The organism is Paenibacillus paeoniae (genome assembly GCF_003388735.1).
Lineage (GTDB): Bacteria > Bacillota > Bacilli > Paenibacillales > Paenibacillaceae > Pristimantibacillus > Pristimantibacillus paeoniae.
The window spans coordinates 120,969-139,215 of record NZ_QUBQ01000006.1; the positions used below are offsets into that span (position 1 = coordinate 120,969).

16 protein-coding genes are annotated in these 18,247 nt (G+C 46.5%); 2 read left to right on the plus strand and 14 right to left on the minus strand.

Annotated features, from left to right (window positions below):
- Positions 1-30: 30 nt before the first annotated feature.
- The 11 genes from DX130_RS22550 to DX130_RS22600 form a co-directional block, all read right to left on the minus strand.
- Positions 31-963, minus strand: coding sequence for a hypothetical protein (locus DX130_RS22550; RefSeq protein ID WP_116049239.1), 933 nt, complete (start codon positions 961-963; stop codon positions 31-33).
- Between the two features lie 45 nt (positions 964-1,008).
- Positions 1,009-2,730, minus strand: coding sequence for a dihydroxy-acid dehydratase (locus DX130_RS22555; RefSeq protein WP_116049241.1), 1,722 nt, complete (start codon positions 2,728-2,730; stop codon positions 1,009-1,011).
- 2 nt (positions 2,731-2,732) lie between these two features.
- Entirely contained in the window at positions 2,733-3,713 is a 981-nt protein-coding gene (locus DX130_RS22560; RefSeq protein ID WP_116049243.1) for an aldose 1-epimerase, read from the minus strand.
- 18 nt (positions 3,714-3,731) lie between these two features.
- Positions 3,732-5,078 (minus strand): family 4 glycosyl hydrolase, encoded by a 1,347-nt coding sequence (locus tag DX130_RS22565; RefSeq protein WP_165861418.1) that lies wholly within the window; start codon positions 5,076-5,078, stop codon positions 3,732-3,734.
- A gap of 49 nt (positions 5,079-5,127) precedes the next feature.
- Positions 5,128-5,916 carry an SDR family NAD(P)-dependent oxidoreductase gene (locus tag DX130_RS22570; RefSeq protein ID WP_165861419.1) on the minus strand — a complete coding sequence of 263 codons (789 nt, stop codon included), beginning with the start codon at positions 5,914-5,916 and terminating at the stop codon, positions 5,128-5,130.
- A 32-nt stretch (positions 5,917-5,948) separates the two neighbouring features.
- Positions 5,949-6,779, minus strand: a complete 831-nt coding sequence (locus tag DX130_RS22575; protein ID WP_165861420.1) for a carbohydrate ABC transporter permease — start codon at positions 6,777-6,779, stop codon at positions 5,949-5,951.
- 9 nt (positions 6,780-6,788) lie between these two features.
- A complete protein-coding gene (locus DX130_RS22580) occupies positions 6,789-7,655 on the minus strand; it encodes a carbohydrate ABC transporter permease (protein WP_165861421.1) in 867 nt (288 codons plus the stop codon).
- 66 nt (positions 7,656-7,721) lie between these two features.
- A complete protein-coding gene (locus tag DX130_RS22585; RefSeq protein ID WP_116049251.1) occupies positions 7,722-9,053 on the minus strand; it encodes an ABC transporter substrate-binding protein in 1,332 nt (443 codons plus the stop codon).
- Positions 9,054-9,340: 287 nt separating this feature from the next.
- Entirely contained in the window at positions 9,341-10,666 is a 1,326-nt protein-coding gene (locus tag DX130_RS22590) for an ABC transporter substrate-binding protein (RefSeq protein ID WP_116049252.1), read from the minus strand.
- Between the two features lie 152 nt (positions 10,667-10,818).
- A complete protein-coding gene (locus DX130_RS22595; protein WP_116049254.1) occupies positions 10,819-12,387 on the minus strand; it encodes a response regulator transcription factor in 1,569 nt (522 codons plus the stop codon).
- On the minus strand, positions 12,384-14,204 hold the full coding sequence (locus DX130_RS22600; RefSeq protein ID WP_116049255.1) for a sensor histidine kinase: 1,821 nt from the start codon (positions 14,202-14,204) through the stop codon (positions 12,384-12,386). The genes DX130_RS22595 and DX130_RS22600 overlap by 4 nt, the downstream gene beginning before the upstream one ends.
- 163 nt (positions 14,205-14,367) lie before the next feature.
- On the opposite strand from DX130_RS22600, the gene DX130_RS27345 reads away from it, so the two are divergent.
- Complete coding sequence (locus DX130_RS27345) at positions 14,368-14,688, plus strand: DUF6713 family protein (RefSeq protein ID WP_338068657.1); 321 nt, start codon at positions 14,368-14,370, stop codon at positions 14,686-14,688.
- A 274-nt stretch (positions 14,689-14,962) separates the two neighbouring features.
- On the opposite strand, the gene DX130_RS22610 is transcribed toward DX130_RS27345, so the two are convergent.
- Positions 14,963-15,427 carry a VOC family protein gene (locus DX130_RS22610; protein WP_116049257.1) on the minus strand — a complete coding sequence of 155 codons (465 nt, stop codon included), beginning with the start codon at positions 15,425-15,427 and terminating at the stop codon, positions 14,963-14,965.
- 120 nt (positions 15,428-15,547) lie between these two features.
- On the opposite strand from DX130_RS22610, the gene DX130_RS22615 reads away from it, so the two are divergent.
- Positions 15,548-16,459 (plus strand): helix-turn-helix transcriptional regulator, encoded by a 912-nt coding sequence (locus DX130_RS22615; protein WP_116049258.1) that lies wholly within the window; start codon positions 15,548-15,550, stop codon positions 16,457-16,459.
- 197 nt (positions 16,460-16,656) lie between these two features.
- Here DX130_RS22615 and DX130_RS22620 read toward each other — a convergent pair whose 3' ends face one another.
- Together DX130_RS22620 and DX130_RS26610 are read right to left on the minus strand one after the other, a co-directional pair.
- A complete protein-coding gene (locus DX130_RS22620) occupies positions 16,657-17,586 on the minus strand; it encodes an RluA family pseudouridine synthase (protein WP_116049260.1) in 930 nt (309 codons plus the stop codon).
- A gap of 211 nt (positions 17,587-17,797) precedes the next feature.
- Entirely contained in the window at positions 17,798-17,935 is a 138-nt protein-coding gene (locus tag DX130_RS26610) for a hypothetical protein (RefSeq protein ID WP_165861413.1), read from the minus strand.
- Between the last annotated feature and the right edge of the window lie 312 nt (positions 17,936-18,247).

An 18,247-nucleotide genomic window follows, 5' to 3' on the forward strand; every position in this document is an offset into this window, starting at 1 on the left:
TTCTATTCCCTCCATCCATTGGTTGCGGCATTAGTTCACAGTAGGGATACCCAAGCCTTTGGCGAACTTGCCGGATTGAACGGAAGCGGAGTTATACCGTTCCAGCAATTGCAGACCCAAATAAGCTCTGTTCACTTTTTCCATACATTGCATTTTGGCAACCTCTTTGTTATGGGTCCCTGCAGGGTAGACGCTTGTCGCATTGCGCAGCCCAAACTTCAAGTACACAGGCGAGGCTATTCTGACGATTTCCGGAATTTCATAATTCCGAATAAACCCGCCCATATCATCCGGGGACTCGATATAGAGATCGACGGGCGCATCAACGACCGTACGAATCGACGACAATTGCGGAAGCGTAATATCTCCGGTCAAATTCAACGTATTGCCGCCGAGCTCCGTTATGATTTTTGCGCTTATCGGGTTTGTCGGACTCATCATCGCGGAGATTTTGACGACTAAGTCGGTCGGCAATTGTCCTTTGATTTTGGCTTGATCAATCAGCCATACCAAGCCTTCATCAGCCACAAGCACGCTGCGGATGCCTAGATCCGTCGCACGAAACACATCCTCCAACGCATAGAGCAGTTGATCCATCCCCGCATGTCTTCCGCCAAGCACCTTACCGTTGCTGCTAAGAGCCATCCCGCCGATATCGAAGCTCATTCGAGGGCCGACGAAAAGGCACACTTCCATCCCTTCCGTATTCCCCATCTGTGCCATGTCGCGGATTTCTGAGTCGCTTAACAGCATAATGCCGCTGCCCTGAGATACCCGATTTACCGTTATCCCGAATTTCTTGGACTCCGCGATGACGCTTTCCAGGATTTCGGGTCCTTCCACGGAGGGAATTTCCACCCTATAATGCGCGCCATCTTCGAATCTCTTCTCGCTTGTCGCGAGCTGATACTGTTCCTTAGACGGCAAGCCTAGACTGGCCGCGAATGCTTGCGCTCTACTCATCGTTGTGTCCTCCAAAGTCATCTTCAGAAAAGAATGACTGATTAATTAGCCTCTTCCTATGGTCGGTTCGATAAAAGGAACTTCATCCTCGGAGTCCGGACGCAGATGGACGAGATCGCAGCCTTCGTCAGCTTGCAGGACTTGATCCGCATACAACCGCATATATCCGCGTCGGTGCAAGCGAACAGGTGACCAAGCTTTCATTCGCTCGCGTATTTCCGTGTCAGTTAGCTCAACATGAAGAGTTCCCCTTACCAAATCGACTTCGATCCAATCGCCGCTGCGGATCGCCGCGAGCGGCCCTCCGAGCTGAGCTTCCGGAGAAACGTGCAGGATATTGGTTCCGTAGCTTGTTCCGCTCATTCGGGCATCGCTAATTCTGACCATATCTCGCACACCCAGCTTCAACAGCTTTTTCGGAATCGGCAACGCTCCCCATTCGGGCATTCCGGCACCGATTGGACCGCAATTTCGCAGAACGAGCACCGATGTCTCGTCAACTTCCAGCTCTTCGCTATCTATTCGTTCATGCATATCTTCATAACTATCGAATACAATCGCTTGCCCCCTGTGCTTCCCATGAATAAACGAACTTGCGGCGCGCTTCAGAATCGCGCCGGAAGGCGCTAAATTGCCCGAGAGCACGGCAATGCCAACCTCTGTTTTGAAGGGTTCGCCCAGTGTGGAAATAATGTCGTCACGGTAAGAGGCAGCACCCCGATAAACTTCTTCAAGTGTAGTTCCCAAAGCGGTAAGACTGGTTGAGTCCAGTTGAGGCAGCAGCCTGCCTATCACAGCCCTAAGCCCGCCCGCTTCGAAAAAATCGTCCATGCTGTGCTCTCCACTCGGCTGAAGATTAACGAGCAGCGGAATGCCCGCGGACAGTTCTTCATAACGCTTCAAAGGAATGCGGATGCCAAGACGTCCCGCGATCGCGGTCAAGTGGATAACCGCATTAGTGGAGCCCCCAATCGCCGCGAGCAGCTTGATGGCATTATCGAATGCGGCTTCCGTCATCAAGCGTGACGGAGTCAATCCCTCCTTGACCATCTCTACGATTCGTTTCCCCGTCTCTTCCGCCGCCCATTTGCGGCTTGCATGTGCAGCTGGGATTGTGGAGGTGCCAGGAAGCATCATGCCGAGCATTTCGGACAAGCATTTCATGCTAGACGAGGTCCCCATAACGGGGCACCCCCCCTGTGTGCACGAAATGCATTTTTCCAGCTCCGTCCATTCCTCTTCACTCAACAGTCCCGCGTTGTAATCATCCATTAACCGCCAAAGATCGGTACCGTAATTCACTTTCTTCCCGCGAAATGTTCCGGATGCCCGATGCCCGGCAGCAAGCTGAAGCGACGGGATATTGCTGCTGGCTGCACCCATAAGCTGGGCGGGAGTCGTCTTGTCACATTCGCAAAGCATTACCGCGCCATCGATCGGCAATGCCCGAATAGATTCCTCGACATCCATCGCCATCAAGTTGCGATAAGGCAAATCCGAAGGTTTCATAAAATCGGCAGGCGCCGTAATCGTATGCATCTCCAGCGGATAGCCTCCAGCGAGCAGCACCCCTCGTTTGACGAACTCGACTAATTCTTTATGAGGCGCATTGCAGCTATTCAAATCGCTCCACGAGTTGAAAATACCTATAATGGGTTTGCCTATGAACGATTCTGGAACATGTCCATTTGCCCTCATGGCCGATAAATGCTGAAAACGCGTTTCTTTGGACGGATGTTTGAACCATCGATCGCTGCGCAAAGACATGTCTAGATCACCTCTACAATCGAAATTCGTGTTGTCGTCTTGGCTTGTTCGCCAGGATGAAGAACGCGGAAACCGGTCAATTCCTCTGGAAGCTGCCCCAAATTAGGGGCATTCGTGATCCAAGTATACGGTTCCGGGCAAAGATAACCTTGTTTGGAATCATGATTGTACACCACCCAATGCTTGAACTGCTCGTCGGCGCTGTACACAACGCGAATGCCGGAGCCTGAATCCGTCAGCACCGCTTCATTCGCTCCGATGTTGGCCGTTTGGAAAGCATCGTCCAACGCATGCCCGACAAGGCTTGTACCCTGGCGCAGTTGTTCCAAATACGGGATATCAACTAGCTTCCCTGTTGGCAAAAAGCGTTCGTTCAGCTCCCACTGCTTATCCGCATTAAGCGCAAACTGGCATGACGTCAAATCCCCCGAACCGTCAAACGGAAAATTAAAGGTCGTATGATAGCCTAGCCCCCAAGGAAACGGAGCGCTATCCTGGCTGCTAACCGTCGCTTCAACAGTTAGTGACGTCCGCTCCAAAATGTACTGCATATGAACGGTAAATAGATGAGGGAACTGCGCTAGAATCCCTTCGTGTTCCTCCGAATCTATGACCGTCTCCAGCATGATTCGTTCTCCCTCGGCCTCGGCCCGCAGGAGCTTCCACGGCGAATCGAACACCAAACCGTGGGTGTGATTGTGTTCTGTTGGGTCGTTAATGGTAAAGCAATACTTCGTGCCGTTATAGTCAAACATTCCGTCAGCTATCCGATTCGGAGGGAAGAGAATCGGCAATCCGTACATGAACGGATCGCCTTCATACTCTTCCCGGCTCTGCGGAAATCGCAATAAATCAAGGTTCTTGCTTATAGAGCGCAAAGACAATAAGTTGCTCCCCCATGACGGGACTAAGACGATCTCCAACTCCTCGTTCCACGCTCTGATTGCGCTCTCGCCGTAAAGCTGAAACTCTTCGATTGCCATTCAGTCCGCCCCCTCACCTCACTTGAAATGTTCTCTCATCGCGACAAGGCTTGGCATCTGAAGAATCTCGTCCAAGAGCGCCCTCGCTTGTTGCTCGGAACGGGTCCATGGATCCATTAGAATTAATTGAACAAGGTCGTCATAGCTTCCACTTCCGTAAGCCTGCAGCTCCATCTCGACCGGGGCGACGCGATCGCGCAGCGCATATTGAATGACAGGCTTAGGCAAGCCTTTGGTTTTAATGCCTTGAACGCCTATTCCGCTGACGTAACAAGGAATCTCCACCTGAAAATCCAGCGGAATGCCAGGCACGTAATTGCTGTCGTTCAAAATATTAAGAATCATTACTCTAGGAACATCGCATGCAATCGCTTCGATAAATGGAATCATCGGTTCCGTCGAATGCTCTGGCGGGAAGCTATCCATCACCTTCTCGGCCGTATTCTCGGAAACCCTCCGTATTTTCTCTACGCCTGCTGCTCCTCCCGCAAAGTACAGGTCACGCCACCAGGCCTGAGGATCTTCCTTATAGAATCGCTCCGTCTCTTCATCCGCGTGATGCCAGGCCGGCCAAGCGCCGCCTCCCGGATTTCCTGTATCGCCGATCGGGAATACGCCGAACTTCTTGTACAGATCGATTGCTTTCGGCCCCAACCAATCGCAAGTACCGCATTTCTCGATATAATCCGCCGACTTCTCTTCTATCCAGCGATCCAGAATAGGGAAAGCATCTTCGCCTTTGTAGCGGAACTCCGTCAACCAGATAAAATGGTTTACGCCCGGAATTTCGTACGTAATATGTTCCGGGTCAAGCCCGATGACCTCCGCGACAGCCTTCACTCCATTGGAACCATGACAGAAGCCTGCCAGCTTGGCCTCCGGATACTTGCGCTGCAAATAGGTAACGCCAGCCATGACCGGATTGGATACGAGCATGTACCAGGCATTCGGACAGATTTCCAATATGTCCTGCATCACCGACTCCATCAATTGCAATTGATCGAAATTAATCCAGAATCCTTCATCATGCATGACGTGAAGACTACCGCCAAAACGATACCCATGTCTCTGCGCGATGTCCCATCCGTCCTTCAGACGTTGATGTCCTCCGATCAATGCAGCGAGCATGACAAAGTCGGCTCCGCGAAGCGATTCCCTCCGATCCGTCGTTTTCTCCAGAATCAGATGAATATTAGCCTCTTTGGCATAACGTTCGCATAGCGAATAGGCGCTGTTCAGTCGCTGCTCATCGATGTCCATGAAGCTGATTACGCTGCCTTCAAGTGAAGGCGTAAGACAAATATCTTTAATGAGGCTTAGGGAAAACATAGCCGAGCCTGCTCCGATAATACTGATTTTTACCATGGGAGTCCCTCCAATTATGATTGACTTCATTTATTACCAATCATCGACGTCAAATCGCAGCCGATGCCGCCCCGTCGATACTCAGATTAGAGCCGTTGACGACGACGGATTCATCCGAGGCCAGGAACAGCACCGCGTAAGCCACTTCGCGCGTCGAAGCCATTCTTCCAAGCGGCTGCTGCTGTTTGATCACCGGATACAATTTATCCATGCCTCCCATGCTTTCGGCGAGTCGGACGTTCATATCCGTTTCGACCCACCCTGGAGAGATCGCGTTGCAGCGAATTCCTTTCTCAGCATAGGAGACAGCAATTTCCTTGGTTAAGCCGATAATGCCCGCCTTAGAAGCGGAGTAGGCGGTATATCCCGGCTCCGTCAATGCAGCCATTACCGACGACGTATTGATAATCGAGCCGCCGTTTCCTTTGAGCATCTCGGGAATCGCTTTTTTGCACATAAGGAACATCGATTTCAAGTTGACCTGCAATACTTCGTCCCACGTTTCTTCGGGATAATCCATAATATCGCCGACGGGCATAATTCCTGCATTGTTGAACACAATATCGAGTTGTCCATAGGCGCCCACCGCGCATGCAACCGCCCGTTCTGCGGTTTCCATCAAACCGACATTCCCGCACACGATTTCGCAGCTTCCGCCCGATTCACGGATTTCTGCGGCAACTTCGTTCAATTGATCCTCGTTGATGTCTACCAGCACAAGCTTCGCTCCCTCTTCAGCGAATAATAGCGCCGTTCCTTTACCGATTCCCGATGCCGCTCCTGTGACGATGGCTACTTTTGAATAAAGGCGGCCTTGCTTCGTTTGATTTATTCTCATGCGCATGACATCCTCTAGCTCCCTAATTCGGGTTATTTGACGGCTCCGACAACCAAGCCTTTACGAATATAACTTTGAAAAACAATATAAATGGCAATCGGCGGCAATGAGGAAAGCAGCAACCCGGACAGCAGCAGCGGATAATCCGAGCTGAACCTATTGAGCACGGTCGCTACGGCAACGGTTACCGTCTTCAGATTATCGGACTGCAAATAAATGAGCGGAGTCAACAAGTCGTTCCACCAGTTCGTCGCGTTAAAGACCGATACTGTGACCACGCCAGGCAAACTCATGGGCAAGATCATCTTCGTCATCGTCTGGTAATACTTCGCGCCGTCCATTTTGATCGCTTCCAATATTTCGTCGGGCATACCTCGCATCAATGAGGTGAGCAAGAAAACGGTGCTTGGGATGGCCGAGACAGCCCAGATGACGACAACGGAAACGATATGGTCGGTCCAACCGATTTTAGACATCAACAAATAGTTAGGAATAATAAAGGTAACGCCTGGAATGGTCATTGTGGCAATCATGGCGATATAAAATCCATTTCTAAATGAAAATTTCAACTTTGCAAACGCGTATGCTGCAGGAATGGAAATGGTCAAACAAGCAACCATGCTTAGGCCCACGTACAATAACGTATTGCCGAATAAGCGGAACAGGGAAAACCGATAAATCAACGCTTTAAAATTGTCGAAATACCAGGTCTGAGGAAGCCCCATTGGATGTTTAATGTACTCAATCGTCGGCTTCATACTGCTAAATGCCATGTAAAAAAGGGGATACAAGGACATGACGGCGATGATGGCCAGAACGATAAAAATCAGAAATCGAATCCATTTGATATAGGCAGTTTTCATCATGTCCTCCTATTGCTCTAAGCGATTGGATATTTTCAGCTGAATCCAGGTAATAAACATGACAATGAAGAACAGGAAAACCGAAAGCGCGCTCGCATAGCCCATATTGCCGCTTCTGAAGGCTTGAATATAGATCATGTAATCGATCGGAGTTGTCTCATAACCCGGTCCTCCGCCCGTAATCGAATAAACAAGTCCGAACAGCCCGACGAATACGTAAATGACGTTAACGATCGTAAAATAAAAGATGGCCGGATAGAGAGAAGGGATGACGATGTAAAATAATTTCTGCCGCCAACTTGTTCCGTCTATTTTCGCTGCATCGAACAGTTCGTTAGAGATGGAGGAAAGACCCGACAGGAAAATAAGCGTGCCTTGACCGAGCGTTTGCCAGTAGAAGCAAAGGATCAAGATCATAAATTCGGTCGGGACCGTATTCAGCCAATCCACGGTAAAATGACCGAGTCCGATTTTATCAAGAAAGGTATTCACAATGCCATTGTTAGTAAACATGGATTTCGCCAAAAAACCGATGACTACCGACGATAGAATAGCCGGCAAATAATAAACGGAACGGAAGAAGCGCCAGCCCCGAACTTCCTCATGCAACAATACCGATACCGTCAATGAGATTAACAAAATGCCCGGAACGGATAGCAGAAAGATCAGATTGTTCCGCAGCATGAGCGGCAAATCTCCATTGGTTAATATGCTTTGAAAGTTGTCCCACCCTATGAAAACAGAAGTGACTCCGTCCCATTTTGTAAAGCTATGAAAAAACGTATTGAACATGGGATAACCCACGAATATCGCCAATAGCAGAAAAGCCGGCAGCAACGAGAACAATCCTACCCAGCGCTCTTGCTTTAGACTCATTCCTATCTTCCTCCTTGCCTGTTGTGAAAGCGTTCTCCTTTGAAGGGAGGCCATTGGCTTGATGTCTTATTTGCTACTGCTCTTCAGAAGCTCATCGCGCTTTTGATCTATTTTCTTCATAAATTCTTCCGCCGTCATTTTCCCGCTAGACACAAGCGATTGCAGCGACATCATCTCGCTTGTCAGCTCTGCAGGGTACACGTTGTCAGGCCAGAAAATCGTACTCGGTTCATTCGCCATTTCCTGCATCGTCTTCACTAGCGGATCAGATACGTATTCGTTCACGTCAACGTCGTTGACCACAGTAATGCGAGCTTCGCCCGACTTGATTTTGTTGATTTGCTCTTCCTTGCTCATCAGGAACTTGACGAAATCAGCTGCTTCTTTGGCATGCTTAGAGTAATTCGATACAACGAATGCAGCGCCGACGCCGCCGGGACCGCCATCATGGATTTTGACATCCTCACTAAAGTCCGGAATTTTGATAAAGCCCACGTTGTCGCCCATCTCTTTGCTGAAATTCGAGATGTCCGAATTGGCTCCCACAGTCATGCCCAGTTGTCCTTGAATAAACAATTGACGTACGGAATCCTCCGCAATGACCAAATCTTTGTCGAACAGCTCATGCCAGCCCTTCATGATGCTCACCAGTTTAGGATCAGAGAAATTCGTTGTGCCTTTGACCAGAGTGCCGAGTCCCGGGACGTCCACAGTTTGGGCAATCCAATAATTCGGCACGTGGAGAAAGCTGTCTTTGAATAATCCAAGAGGCGTAACCTTTTTCGATTTGACCTTCTCCAGCATGGCTACGAACTCCCCGAAGTTTTTCGGACGCTGGGCAACAGGATCGATCCCTGCATCGGCAAAAATCTGCTTGTTGTACGCCAGGAGGAACGTGCCGTCCGTCCCGAAAGGGACGCCGTAGGCTTTGCCATCATTCGTGAAGTCTTCCGTCGTTGCGCTCCAGCCGACGATTCTATCTCTTTCTTCCTTCGTGAAGTATTGATCCATCGGCTCCAAAAACTGCTTGAAGCGGAGCATATACGAGCCGGACCAAAGTACGGTCAGGTCGGGGCCGTTCTTGGCAATACTCGCCGTTTGGAATTTAGCGAATAGCTCATCTCCCGAAGGGACGTCCTGCACGTCAATTTTGACGTTCGGATGCAACTTTTGATAACGTTCCACCGCCTGGGAAATATAGAAGTCTTCCTTTTTCTTGGATTTGTTATTTTCGTCAATGGTGGCAAACCCTGAATTCCAGAAAACCAGCTTGACTTGCTTCTCCCCATTTTCGCCCGAAGAAGCGCTTTCATTTGTGCCATTGCCACATCCATTAAGCACGAGTGTCATTACCATGATCCATGCTGCGATTACAAAAGAGCCTTTTTTTAGTTTCATGGAATCTTCCCTCTTTCGTTGTTATTTGATGTCTTGAGCCTAGTATAAAAGTTTCCCTCCTGCTGGTGAATGTCCTAAGCCAACCATTTGATTTACCATTTTATATCCGAAGAGTTGTCCATTTATCATTTTTATAAAGCGTCCTTGACATCTTTTAAACCGCTTACAATCGATAACATCTCGCATGACCATTCCTTTGATAAAACTATTCAGAAAAAATTTCGGCGTTTATTCTTTCGTTAGCGCTCCCTACAAAAACGACCTCCCAATTGGGAGGTCGTGGACTCTTATTTACGCTTCAGAAGCTCGTCGCGCTTCTGATCTATTTTCTTCATAAATTCTTCTGCTGTCATTTTCCCGCTAGACACAAGCGATTGCAGCGACATCATCTCACTCGTCAGCTCTGCAGGGTACACGTTGTCAGGCCAGAAAATCGTGCTCGGTTCATTCGCCATATCCTGCATCGTCTTCACTAGCGGATCAGATACATATTCGTTCACATCGACGTCGTTGACCACGGTAATTCGAGCTTCGCCCGACTTGATTTTGTTGACTTGCTCTTCCTTGCTCATCAGGAACTTGACGAAGTCGGCCGCTTCTTTCGCATGCTCGGAATAATTTGTTACGACGAACGCAGCGCCGACGCCGCCGGGACCGCCATCATGGATTTTGACATCCTCACTAAAGTCCGGAATTTTGATAAAGCCCACATTGTCGCCCATCTCTTTGCTGAAGTTCAAGATGTCTGAATTGGCTCCCACCGTCATGCCCAGTTGTCCTTGAATAAACAATTGACGTACGGAATCTTCCGCAATGACCAAATCTTTCGCGAACAGCTCATGCCAGCCCTTCATGATGCTCACCAGTTTAGGATCAGAGAAATTCGTTGTGCCTTTGACCAGAGTGCCGAGTCCCGGGACGTCCACAGTTTGGGCAATCCAATAATTCGGCACGTGGAGAAAGCTGTCTTTGAATAAACCCAGAGGCGTAACCTTTTTCGATTTGACTTTCTCCAGCATGGCTACGAACTCCCCGAAGTTTTTCGGACGCTGGGCAACAGGATCGATCCCTGCATCGGCAAAAATCTGCTTGTTGTACGCCAAAAGGAACGTGCCGTCCGTCCCGAATGGGACGCCATAGGCTTTGCCGTCATTCGTGAAGTCTTCCGTCGTTGCGCTCCAGCCGACGATTCTGGCTCTTTCTTCCTTTGTGAAGTATTGATCCATCGGCTCCAAAAACTGCTTGAAGCGAAGCATATACGAGCCGGACCAAAGTACAGTCAGATCGGGGCCGTTCTTGGCAATACTCGCCGTTTGGAATTTAGCGAATAGCTCATCTCCCGAAGGGACGTCCTGCACGTCAATTTTGACGTTCGGATGCAACTTTTGATAACGTTCCACCGCCTGGGAAATATAGAAGTCTTCCTTTTTCTTGGATTTGTTATTTTCGTCAATGGTAGCAAACCCTGAATTCCAGAAAACGAGATTGACCTTCTTCCCCCCACTATCGCCAGGAGAAGCGCTTTCATTTCTCCCATTGCCACACCCATTAAGCAAGAGTGCTATTACCATGAACAATGTTACGGTTACCATCGACCCATTTCTTAGCTTCATGGAAAGCCCACCTTTTACGTTAGTTGATGTCTTGAAGCCTAGTGTAGTAGCTTTCCTTAAGCAAATGAATGTCCTAAGCCAACCATTTGATTTATCACTTTATATTTAATATGGTACGGATTTATCATTTTATAAAGGGCACTTAACATCTTTTAATCAGATTCCCCGTAATGCGACGGAGCGATACCCTTGATTTTCTTGAACATCCGGGTGAACGAGCTGAGATTCAAATAGCCCAGCTTATCGGAAATCTCAGTTAAGGTCATGCCACTCCGGATCATGGTTTCGGCTTGCTCCACCTTAGCCGTCAATACGGCAGTGCTGAACGAAATTCCCTTCTCTTCTTTATAAATCCGGCTAAGATATACCGGGCTTACTTTCAAGTGCGAGGCTATGCCGTTTAAACTAATTTCCTCAAAGGGATGCTCCTGAATGAATAACTCTGTGGCATCGACGAACTTCTTTCTTTCATGACCGCTCTTCTCCCTGAATATCGGGTCCTGCAAGACCTGTATAGCATTGTGGAGCAACAGAACGGCTTGCGATAATGAAACGCAGCTCAGCAGCTCGGTTCTCTGGAATTGCGCTTCCGGGAGACGTCTCCCTGTCATTTGGGATATCTGCTTGAGTTGGAATAGAACGTCCTCCAGTACATTGAACACAAGCGTCGGCCTCGGATAAGGCGGACCAATGACCTGTTTCAGATTCGCTAGATGATCTTCCGCCTGCTCGAATTGAAAAGCGGACAGCTTGTTCATCATCGACTTTTTCCATACAAACACAGCATCGGAAAGCGTGGATTCGGGCGGGTTCCCCTGGAACAAACGATCGTCCTCACGATAATAGTTAAGGCTAAGCAGTTCGCCCGCTATACGGTCGTATTCTATCCACTCCCGCCAATCCGTAAATCGATTGCTTACCGCGATGGACAGGGAATAGCCGAGATACTGCAACACAGAGTCGATCAAGAGCTCCGGGTCGATATCCGTATCGTTCCCGCTCCGCAGCAGAACATGCCAGCGGTTGTCTTTGATGTTCTCCACGAACCCGATTAGCTTGCCTCGGTAAAGCTCCGCAGCCATATGATCGATTGAATGGCCGATTTTCACGACTTCCTGGGAAGTAAGAATCGAATCGCTCCGGGAATCGTTCAACGTTACAACCCATGCCTGATATTGTCCCTCTTCGAGAAAATATTTAAACTCGCCCAATGTCTCTGCAAATTCTTCCGTCTCTGCACCGTTATACAATCCGTGCAACCAATCTCTGAGCAAGCCCGCTTTCCGAATGGATCTCGAACCTGCCTCCGATGTCGTTTCCTTTGGATGCTCATGGTTCGACACTTTGGCTTTCATCTTGTCTACTAATTGCTTCAAAATACGTTGAAGCTCTTCGAGCTCCATCGTCGATTTCACGATGAAATCATGAACGCCCAGACGCAGCGATTGGCGAACTGTTTCGAAATCTTGATTGCAGGTAAGAATAATAAACTCTCCGTGAGGATTACGCGGCTTCACCTTCTCTATAAAATCCAGCCCGTTCATCTTCGGCAGTAAAATATCCACGAGCGCGATATCAGGCAAAAATGTCTCATACAGCTCTACAGCTTCCGCTCCGTCCCTTGCTTCGCAGACAACCTCAAGTCCCAATTCCGACCAAGGGATCAGCGATTTGATCCCCATCCTAACGAGAATATCGTCTTCGATAATCATCACTTTCATTCGGAATCTCCTCCATTATGATCGATATAAGGAAAAGTTAGTGTGACAGACGTACCCTTGCCTATTTCGCTTCGAATTTCAATGCCGTAACGCGTGCCGTACTCCAATTGCAAACGACGGTGCACATTTTTCAACCCGATACCTGATATTCTTTCCTCATCCTCTGTCCCATCCGTGTCATTTTGCAGCATTCCAGCAATGGCGGCTTCCTCGATACCGGCTCCGTTATCTGTGACTTCCACCCGCAACTGTCCCTCTTCCCTGACGCACGACAGCGTTAATTGCGGCGTTATCCCATCGAGATAAGCAAATCCGTGTAATATGGCATTCTCGACGATAGGCTGCAGTGTCAGCTTCAGAATTCTTGCGCTCTGAACTTCTTTCGGCACATTCCATATCGTTTCGATCTTCATGAAAATACGTTTTTCCTGAAAAGCGATATAGCTTCTTACATAATCCATTTCTTCACCGACGGTACTCCAGACCGTGAGCGATTTGCCTAACGTATAATTGAGCATACTGCTCAAATTGACAAGCGTTTGGGCAATCGTCTTCTCTCCCTTCATTTCCGCCATCCATCGGATTGAGTTGATCGAGTTATGCAAAAAATGAGGTTTAATCTGTGAGAGCAACAGATTAAGTTCCAGATTTGATTTTTCCCGTTCATCCGTCTGGATTCGCTCCATCTGTTCATTTATCCGGCTAACCATTTGTTGAATGCCTGAAAATAGAATTTCGATCTCTTCCAATCCCTTGTACTGGAATTGCAAATTTATATTTTGCCCTTGTACGGTGTCGTTGAAACGGATTTTGCGTACAGACTTGGATAAATTCAAGATCGGCACCATCGCTTTTCTCGTGAAAATATACAGGATGAGTGAAATTAATACAATAGAGGCTACCGTGACGGTCAGCGTATGATTCCACAATTGTTTAGTCGGACTGGCTAGAAATTCTTCAGGCGTTAGGGCAATTAAATACCAGCTGAGAAAAGGGATATTCTGCACGGAACAGAAGTAGCTCTGCCCATTCCACTTGATGTAAAAGCTTTCGTATTCTCCCCCATTTTTCTTTGCCTTGGAAATCGCGTTTTTCGATAGTTCCTGTAAATGAGAGTCGTTTTCTTCGCTCGAAATGAGCAATTCTCCGTCTTCTTGGCTAATGAAGGCAAGCGTAGAACTGTTTAGCTGGATTTTGCGCAGCAGACGTTGAAATAAGCTATCGTTCACCTCTACATTCAAGAGGCCAAGAGCCTGATTTCCTTGTACGATATTTTTCGTAAAATATAAAGCGTTATGCTCGCTCGAAAGATCGTGGAAGTTTGCGCCTACATTACGATACATGATGTTATTGTCATAAGGAATCCTTTCTTCGGGCCACTTAAACCCGCGCACGACTTGCTTGAACCTCTCGACTTCTGTATCGTGGAGGACGCTATCGCTGAATACTTCCCCTTGATCATTCAAGATTTGAACGTATAAAGGCACCCTCAACCGATAGGCCGTGTTAAAAGACTTGAGGCGGTCCCTTACAGCTTTGTTGCTGATGGAGGCGTTTTCATTGCGACTCAGCAATCTCTGCAATTCCTGATCCTGCGACAGAGTACGAATATAATCCTCGATATGATTCACATAAAAATCCAAGCTGATGGAGAGCGACTCCATGTTGCTGGATACCGATTTATCGTACAATACCTCCACTTGCTTAACTGCTCCTTTGCCCAGCATATACCCTTGGGAAAGGACCGGAATAATGATAATGCACATGAGGAGCAGAATGAGCGTGATCAAATTCATTTTGTGTTTCATCCTAATCATCTAACAAACCTCCCTCAGGCACTCTCATTCTATCGATTCCATCATTATACCTCAATAAAAAAAGATCATTCTGAATTTTATAAATGATTATTTTCGGAGAGGTTCCAGGATAGTAAATCAGTGAGCATCGTAGAAGAATCAGAGGATGAATATTTTATGAAAGTTGGAGGGACTAGCCATTAGACGATCCGAGTGGAGACTATTTATTGTACTGAAAGATATGGAAGATAAAAAAGCATATACATTATTTACAATTATCCATCTGCCACTTTACACAATCATATTCACTCTGCTTTTCAGCTCATATCAGACAATTACTTTTTGGGTTTTGGATATATTTTTCATCATCCACGCAGTACTACACCTGTTTTTTGAAAAACACCCTCGTAATGAATTTAAAAATACGTTCTCCAGAGCATTTATTTACCCCATGGGAATAATTGCAGCTATTCATTTGTTATTGCTATTTCTAATTTCGAAATAGGGACCATAAATGCGGTCCGCATACAGCGGTTCCAAGGTTAGCGTTCGCCAGCCCCGTTCGGGACTTTCCCCCTAGAAATAACGTCCATGCCAGATGTACACAAACTAAAAGCTTGAGCTGCATACGCTCAAGCTTTTTTTATTTCGAAGCTAAATATGATTTTTCATAATCGTCGCATACTCACTTCCGGTAAATGTGCCCAGATAATGGTGTTGATATACAGCGATGAACGAGGCAACGGACACGTTTTAATTCAGTCTATATATTATATAAATTATTTTTTATTAGAAATTATTCCATCAAGAAACTTATCTGCATCACTATTGAATTTCCATGAAATACCAAACTTATCAACCAGCATTCCAAAACACGAAGACCAAGGAGTATTAGATAACGGCATCAAAACATGGCCGCCAACCGATAATTTATTAAAGTATTGTTCCAGTTGTTGTTTATCATCAATGACTAGACTGATCAGTACATTATTTCCTTTTATCAACTCGCCTGTTACCGTCTTCATGGAAGGCAAAATGTCCGACATCATGAGCTTCCCGCCTGCGAATTGTATGGAAGACTCCATGATCATATTTAACTCATTTTCCGGCAGGGGATAGTTTGGATCTTGCGGAATATCCCCAAACTTTACTTGTTTCACTTCAATTGCGCTTAAAGCCTCCGAATAAAATTCAATGACTTGTTCTGCAATTCCATCGAAATTCAAATAGGCAATAGCTGACATAAAGCAATACCTCCTTCTTGTGATAAATGTAGTATAATCTACAAAAGGTGACAGCATGATGTCATCATTCTAAAATGAAGTAGAGAAAGAAGATGAAGTAGAGAAAGAAGATGAGGACATATGGACAAGGTTGAGAGACTTATTTCCATCATTATGATATTGCTGAAAAAGAACATCGTTTCAACAAACGAATTCGCGCAATTATTTCATGTTTCCAAAAGAACGATTCTTCGCGATATGGAAACACTGAGCTTATCCAACATCCCGATCTATGCTATCCATGGAGTTAATGGCGGCTACGGTATTATGGATGAATACAAGGTTGATAAACGTCTGTTAAGCAGCTCCGACTTAGAGAATATATTAACTGCCCTCGGCGGATTGGAACAAATTCTAATTAGCGAAGAAGTTGAAATTACTATCAAAAAAATAGAAGCGATGGTTAGCCCATTAGCTCTGAAAAGTTCAATGCAGCTGTCCTTTTATAATTGGGAGGGGCGGTCTGAGATTATTCAAACCTTGAAGACGTTTCAAGAATCCATATTAAAGAGAAGGCTAGTTTCATTTGACTATATAGATAAAAATGGCGCCACGTCGAATAGAATGGTCGAGCCCTATCAACTTCATTTTAGCGAAACGAGTTGGTATCTGAGAGGATATTGTTTAGATCGTATGAGCTATAGAACATTTAAATTATCTCGGATCGATAAGCTTAATATGGATGAAAAAACATTTGACCCTAGAGAATATGTAATAGAACAAACACGCGAAGCAAGTTATCAACCGCAGCTAGTCGCTATCAAGGCATTGATTTCGCCAAGCATAAAAGATCAATTCATTGAAAGATACGGTCGAAAGAGTATTGAAACCTATAGCTCTGAATTTCTATTAGCAACTATTAATGTCCCTCAAAACAGTACAGGATTTCAATTCTTAGCAAGTTTCGGCACAAATCTAAAAATCGTAGAGCCCAAATCATACGTGGAAGGATTTCGAGTTTATTTAAATGAAATGTTGGATAGCTATGCTTGAACAGCTCGGTTGGCGCTAAAAAGAAGGCATAGGAGGATTCTGCAACTAAAGTTGTGCAAATAAACAAAGAATACCATCCTTCAAGTGGACGGTATTCTTTGTTTGGTTTTTACAGCATGAGGCATAAGGATCGTCCTAGTGACAGAGATCGCTCCGAAGACATTGGGCTCAACTATCTTAAAGGGCCTCGTCAACAGTTAATTTGATTTAGAAGGAGATTGTCGAAAAGGGGTAAGAAACGCCTTGGGAATCTCTGTTTCAAAACGCACTAGATGGCCTTTTGTAGGATGTATAAAAGCTAACACTTGAGCATGAAGACCAAGTCGTTTAATGGCATTTGACTTCGAGCCATATTTTTTATCCCCTACAATGGGATGCCCTATGTCTTGCATGTGGACCCGTATTTGATTTTTCCGCCCTGTTTCGAGTCGGACCTCCGATAAGGTAAAGTTACTATTGGATTGAATGATTTTGTAATGTGTCACAGCGTGTTGACCGTCATTCGGACGATGGCTGGAATACATTTTTAGTGTGCTGCTTTCTTTCAACCAAGACGAAATGGTACCTTCCGTTTTCTTGATCTTTCCTTCAACCAATGCAATGTATGTACGCTCCTTTACGGTGTCCTGCCAGGAGTTCTGAAGCAATTGCTGAACCCTCTCGCTCTTGGCGAACATCATCACACCGGAAGTATCTCGATCCAGACGATGAACGACAAAAACCCTGCTTCCAGGATCTTTAACTCGAACATGCGCCATTAGCTGCCGATAGGCTGTCATATCGTTTTCTTGAGGAGAAGCGATCGACAGCAAACCGGCATTCTTCTGGATGACGATAATATCCTCGTCCTCATGCAGGATAGATAGCCCGACGAACAGCGGTTCTTCAGCAGCCCTATCCTTTCGAATGGTAACCGTTTGTCCAGGCACAAGGGGATAATTGTATTCTGTCACGACCCGATCGTTGACCGATACTTGTCCGCGGGCTAATATGGCTTTAACAGAGTTCCGACCGAGCTTGGATTGTTTTTGCAATAAAAAAAGCAGCAGTTCCGTCGGTTCTTTGACCGTATATTGACTGAAATTGGGACGGTTGACTTTAGAGTGGTTCGTTTTTTTCTTATGCATAATCGGGACCTCCTGCTTCAGTTGGCTAGTGAACAGTACTCAACATGACTAGTCTGCTTGTCCGTCATCTTTTTCAAGCGAATCTGTCACTTCTCATTTCTTTATTTTCGCACCATCACTATTATTACACACTCCAGAAGTTTGGCGTGCTATTAATTAGATTACTCCTCATTCAACAGCTTCTTTAGTGTGGCAATATCGTTAATCGAAACTAAGTTCCTCCGCACACGTCCCTCGAAGAAACGAGGTCGATACCGCTAGCCTGTGCATTATCGCGTGCGTCTCGAACAGCCTCTGGAATAAGCTCAATTCCCCTTACTTCACGGGCATCCTGCGTAAGCCATATCACGATTGTAGTATCCTGCTCCCTCGCCATTAATGCTAATTCGCTTAATCGTAACAACAATACGATCAGCAGCTTTCACTTCTTCTGCATATAAATGTTAATGTAATGAGGGGGTGCCTTCGTCTTGCCGCTGTTCAGGCCTGTATGGGATATCTGACCTTCCCTTTCCCCTCTGTTTCTTGCATCTTTTCGCTTGGTATCGCCTTAGTAATGATCCGATCGTCGTTCTTCATTTATTGTCATCATGTGCTCGCTCCGTTTCCACTCTTGGTACATTCACTATACCATAGCGTATTCCCAATCCCAACGGTAGCA

Excerpts from the sequence above, each read along its gene's own strand:
- DX130_RS22550 (WP_116049239.1), bottom strand. The coding sequence starts at position 963 with ATGAGTAGAGCGCAAGCATTCGCGGCCAGTCTAGGCTTGCCGTCTAAG.
- DX130_RS22555 (WP_116049241.1), bottom strand. The coding sequence starts at position 2,730 with ATGTCTTTGCGCAGCGATCGATGGTTCAAACATCCGTCCAAAGAAACG.
- DX130_RS22560 (WP_116049243.1), bottom strand. The coding sequence starts at position 3,713 with ATGGCAATCGAAGAGTTTCAGCTTTACGGCGAGAGCGCAATCAGAGCG.
- DX130_RS22565 (WP_165861418.1), bottom strand. The coding sequence starts at position 5,078 with ATGGTAAAAATCAGTATTATCGGAGCAGGCTCGGCTATGTTTTCCCTA.
- DX130_RS22570 (WP_165861419.1), bottom strand. The coding sequence starts at position 5,916 with ATGAGAATAAATCAAACGAAGCAAGGCCGCCTTTATTCAAAAGTAGCC.
- DX130_RS22575 (WP_165861420.1), bottom strand. The coding sequence starts at position 6,779 with ATGAAAACTGCCTATATCAAATGGATTCGATTTCTGATTTTTATCGTT.
- DX130_RS22580 (WP_165861421.1), bottom strand. The coding sequence starts at position 7,655 with ATGAGTCTAAAGCAAGAGCGCTGGGTAGGATTGTTCTCGTTGCTGCCG.
- DX130_RS22585 (WP_116049251.1), bottom strand. The coding sequence starts at position 9,053 with ATGAAACTAAAAAAAGGCTCTTTTGTAATCGCAGCATGGATCATGGTA.
- DX130_RS22590 (WP_116049252.1), bottom strand. The coding sequence starts at position 10,666 with ATGAAGCTAAGAAATGGGTCGATGGTAACCGTAACATTGTTCATGGTA.
- DX130_RS22595 (WP_116049254.1), bottom strand. The coding sequence starts at position 12,387 with ATGAAAGTGATGATTATCGAAGACGATATTCTCGTTAGGATGGGGATC.
- DX130_RS22600 (WP_116049255.1), bottom strand. The coding sequence starts at position 14,204 with ATGATTAGGATGAAACACAAAATGAATTTGATCACGCTCATTCTGCTC.
- DX130_RS22610 (WP_116049257.1), bottom strand. The coding sequence starts at position 15,427 with ATGTCAGCTATTGCCTATTTGAATTTCGATGGAATTGCAGAACAAGTC.
- DX130_RS22615 (WP_116049258.1), top strand. The coding sequence starts at position 15,548 with ATGGACAAGGTTGAGAGACTTATTTCCATCATTATGATATTGCTGAAA.
- DX130_RS22620 (WP_116049260.1), bottom strand. The coding sequence starts at position 17,586 with ATGCATAAGAAAAAAACGAACCACTCTAAAGTCAACCGTCCCAATTTC.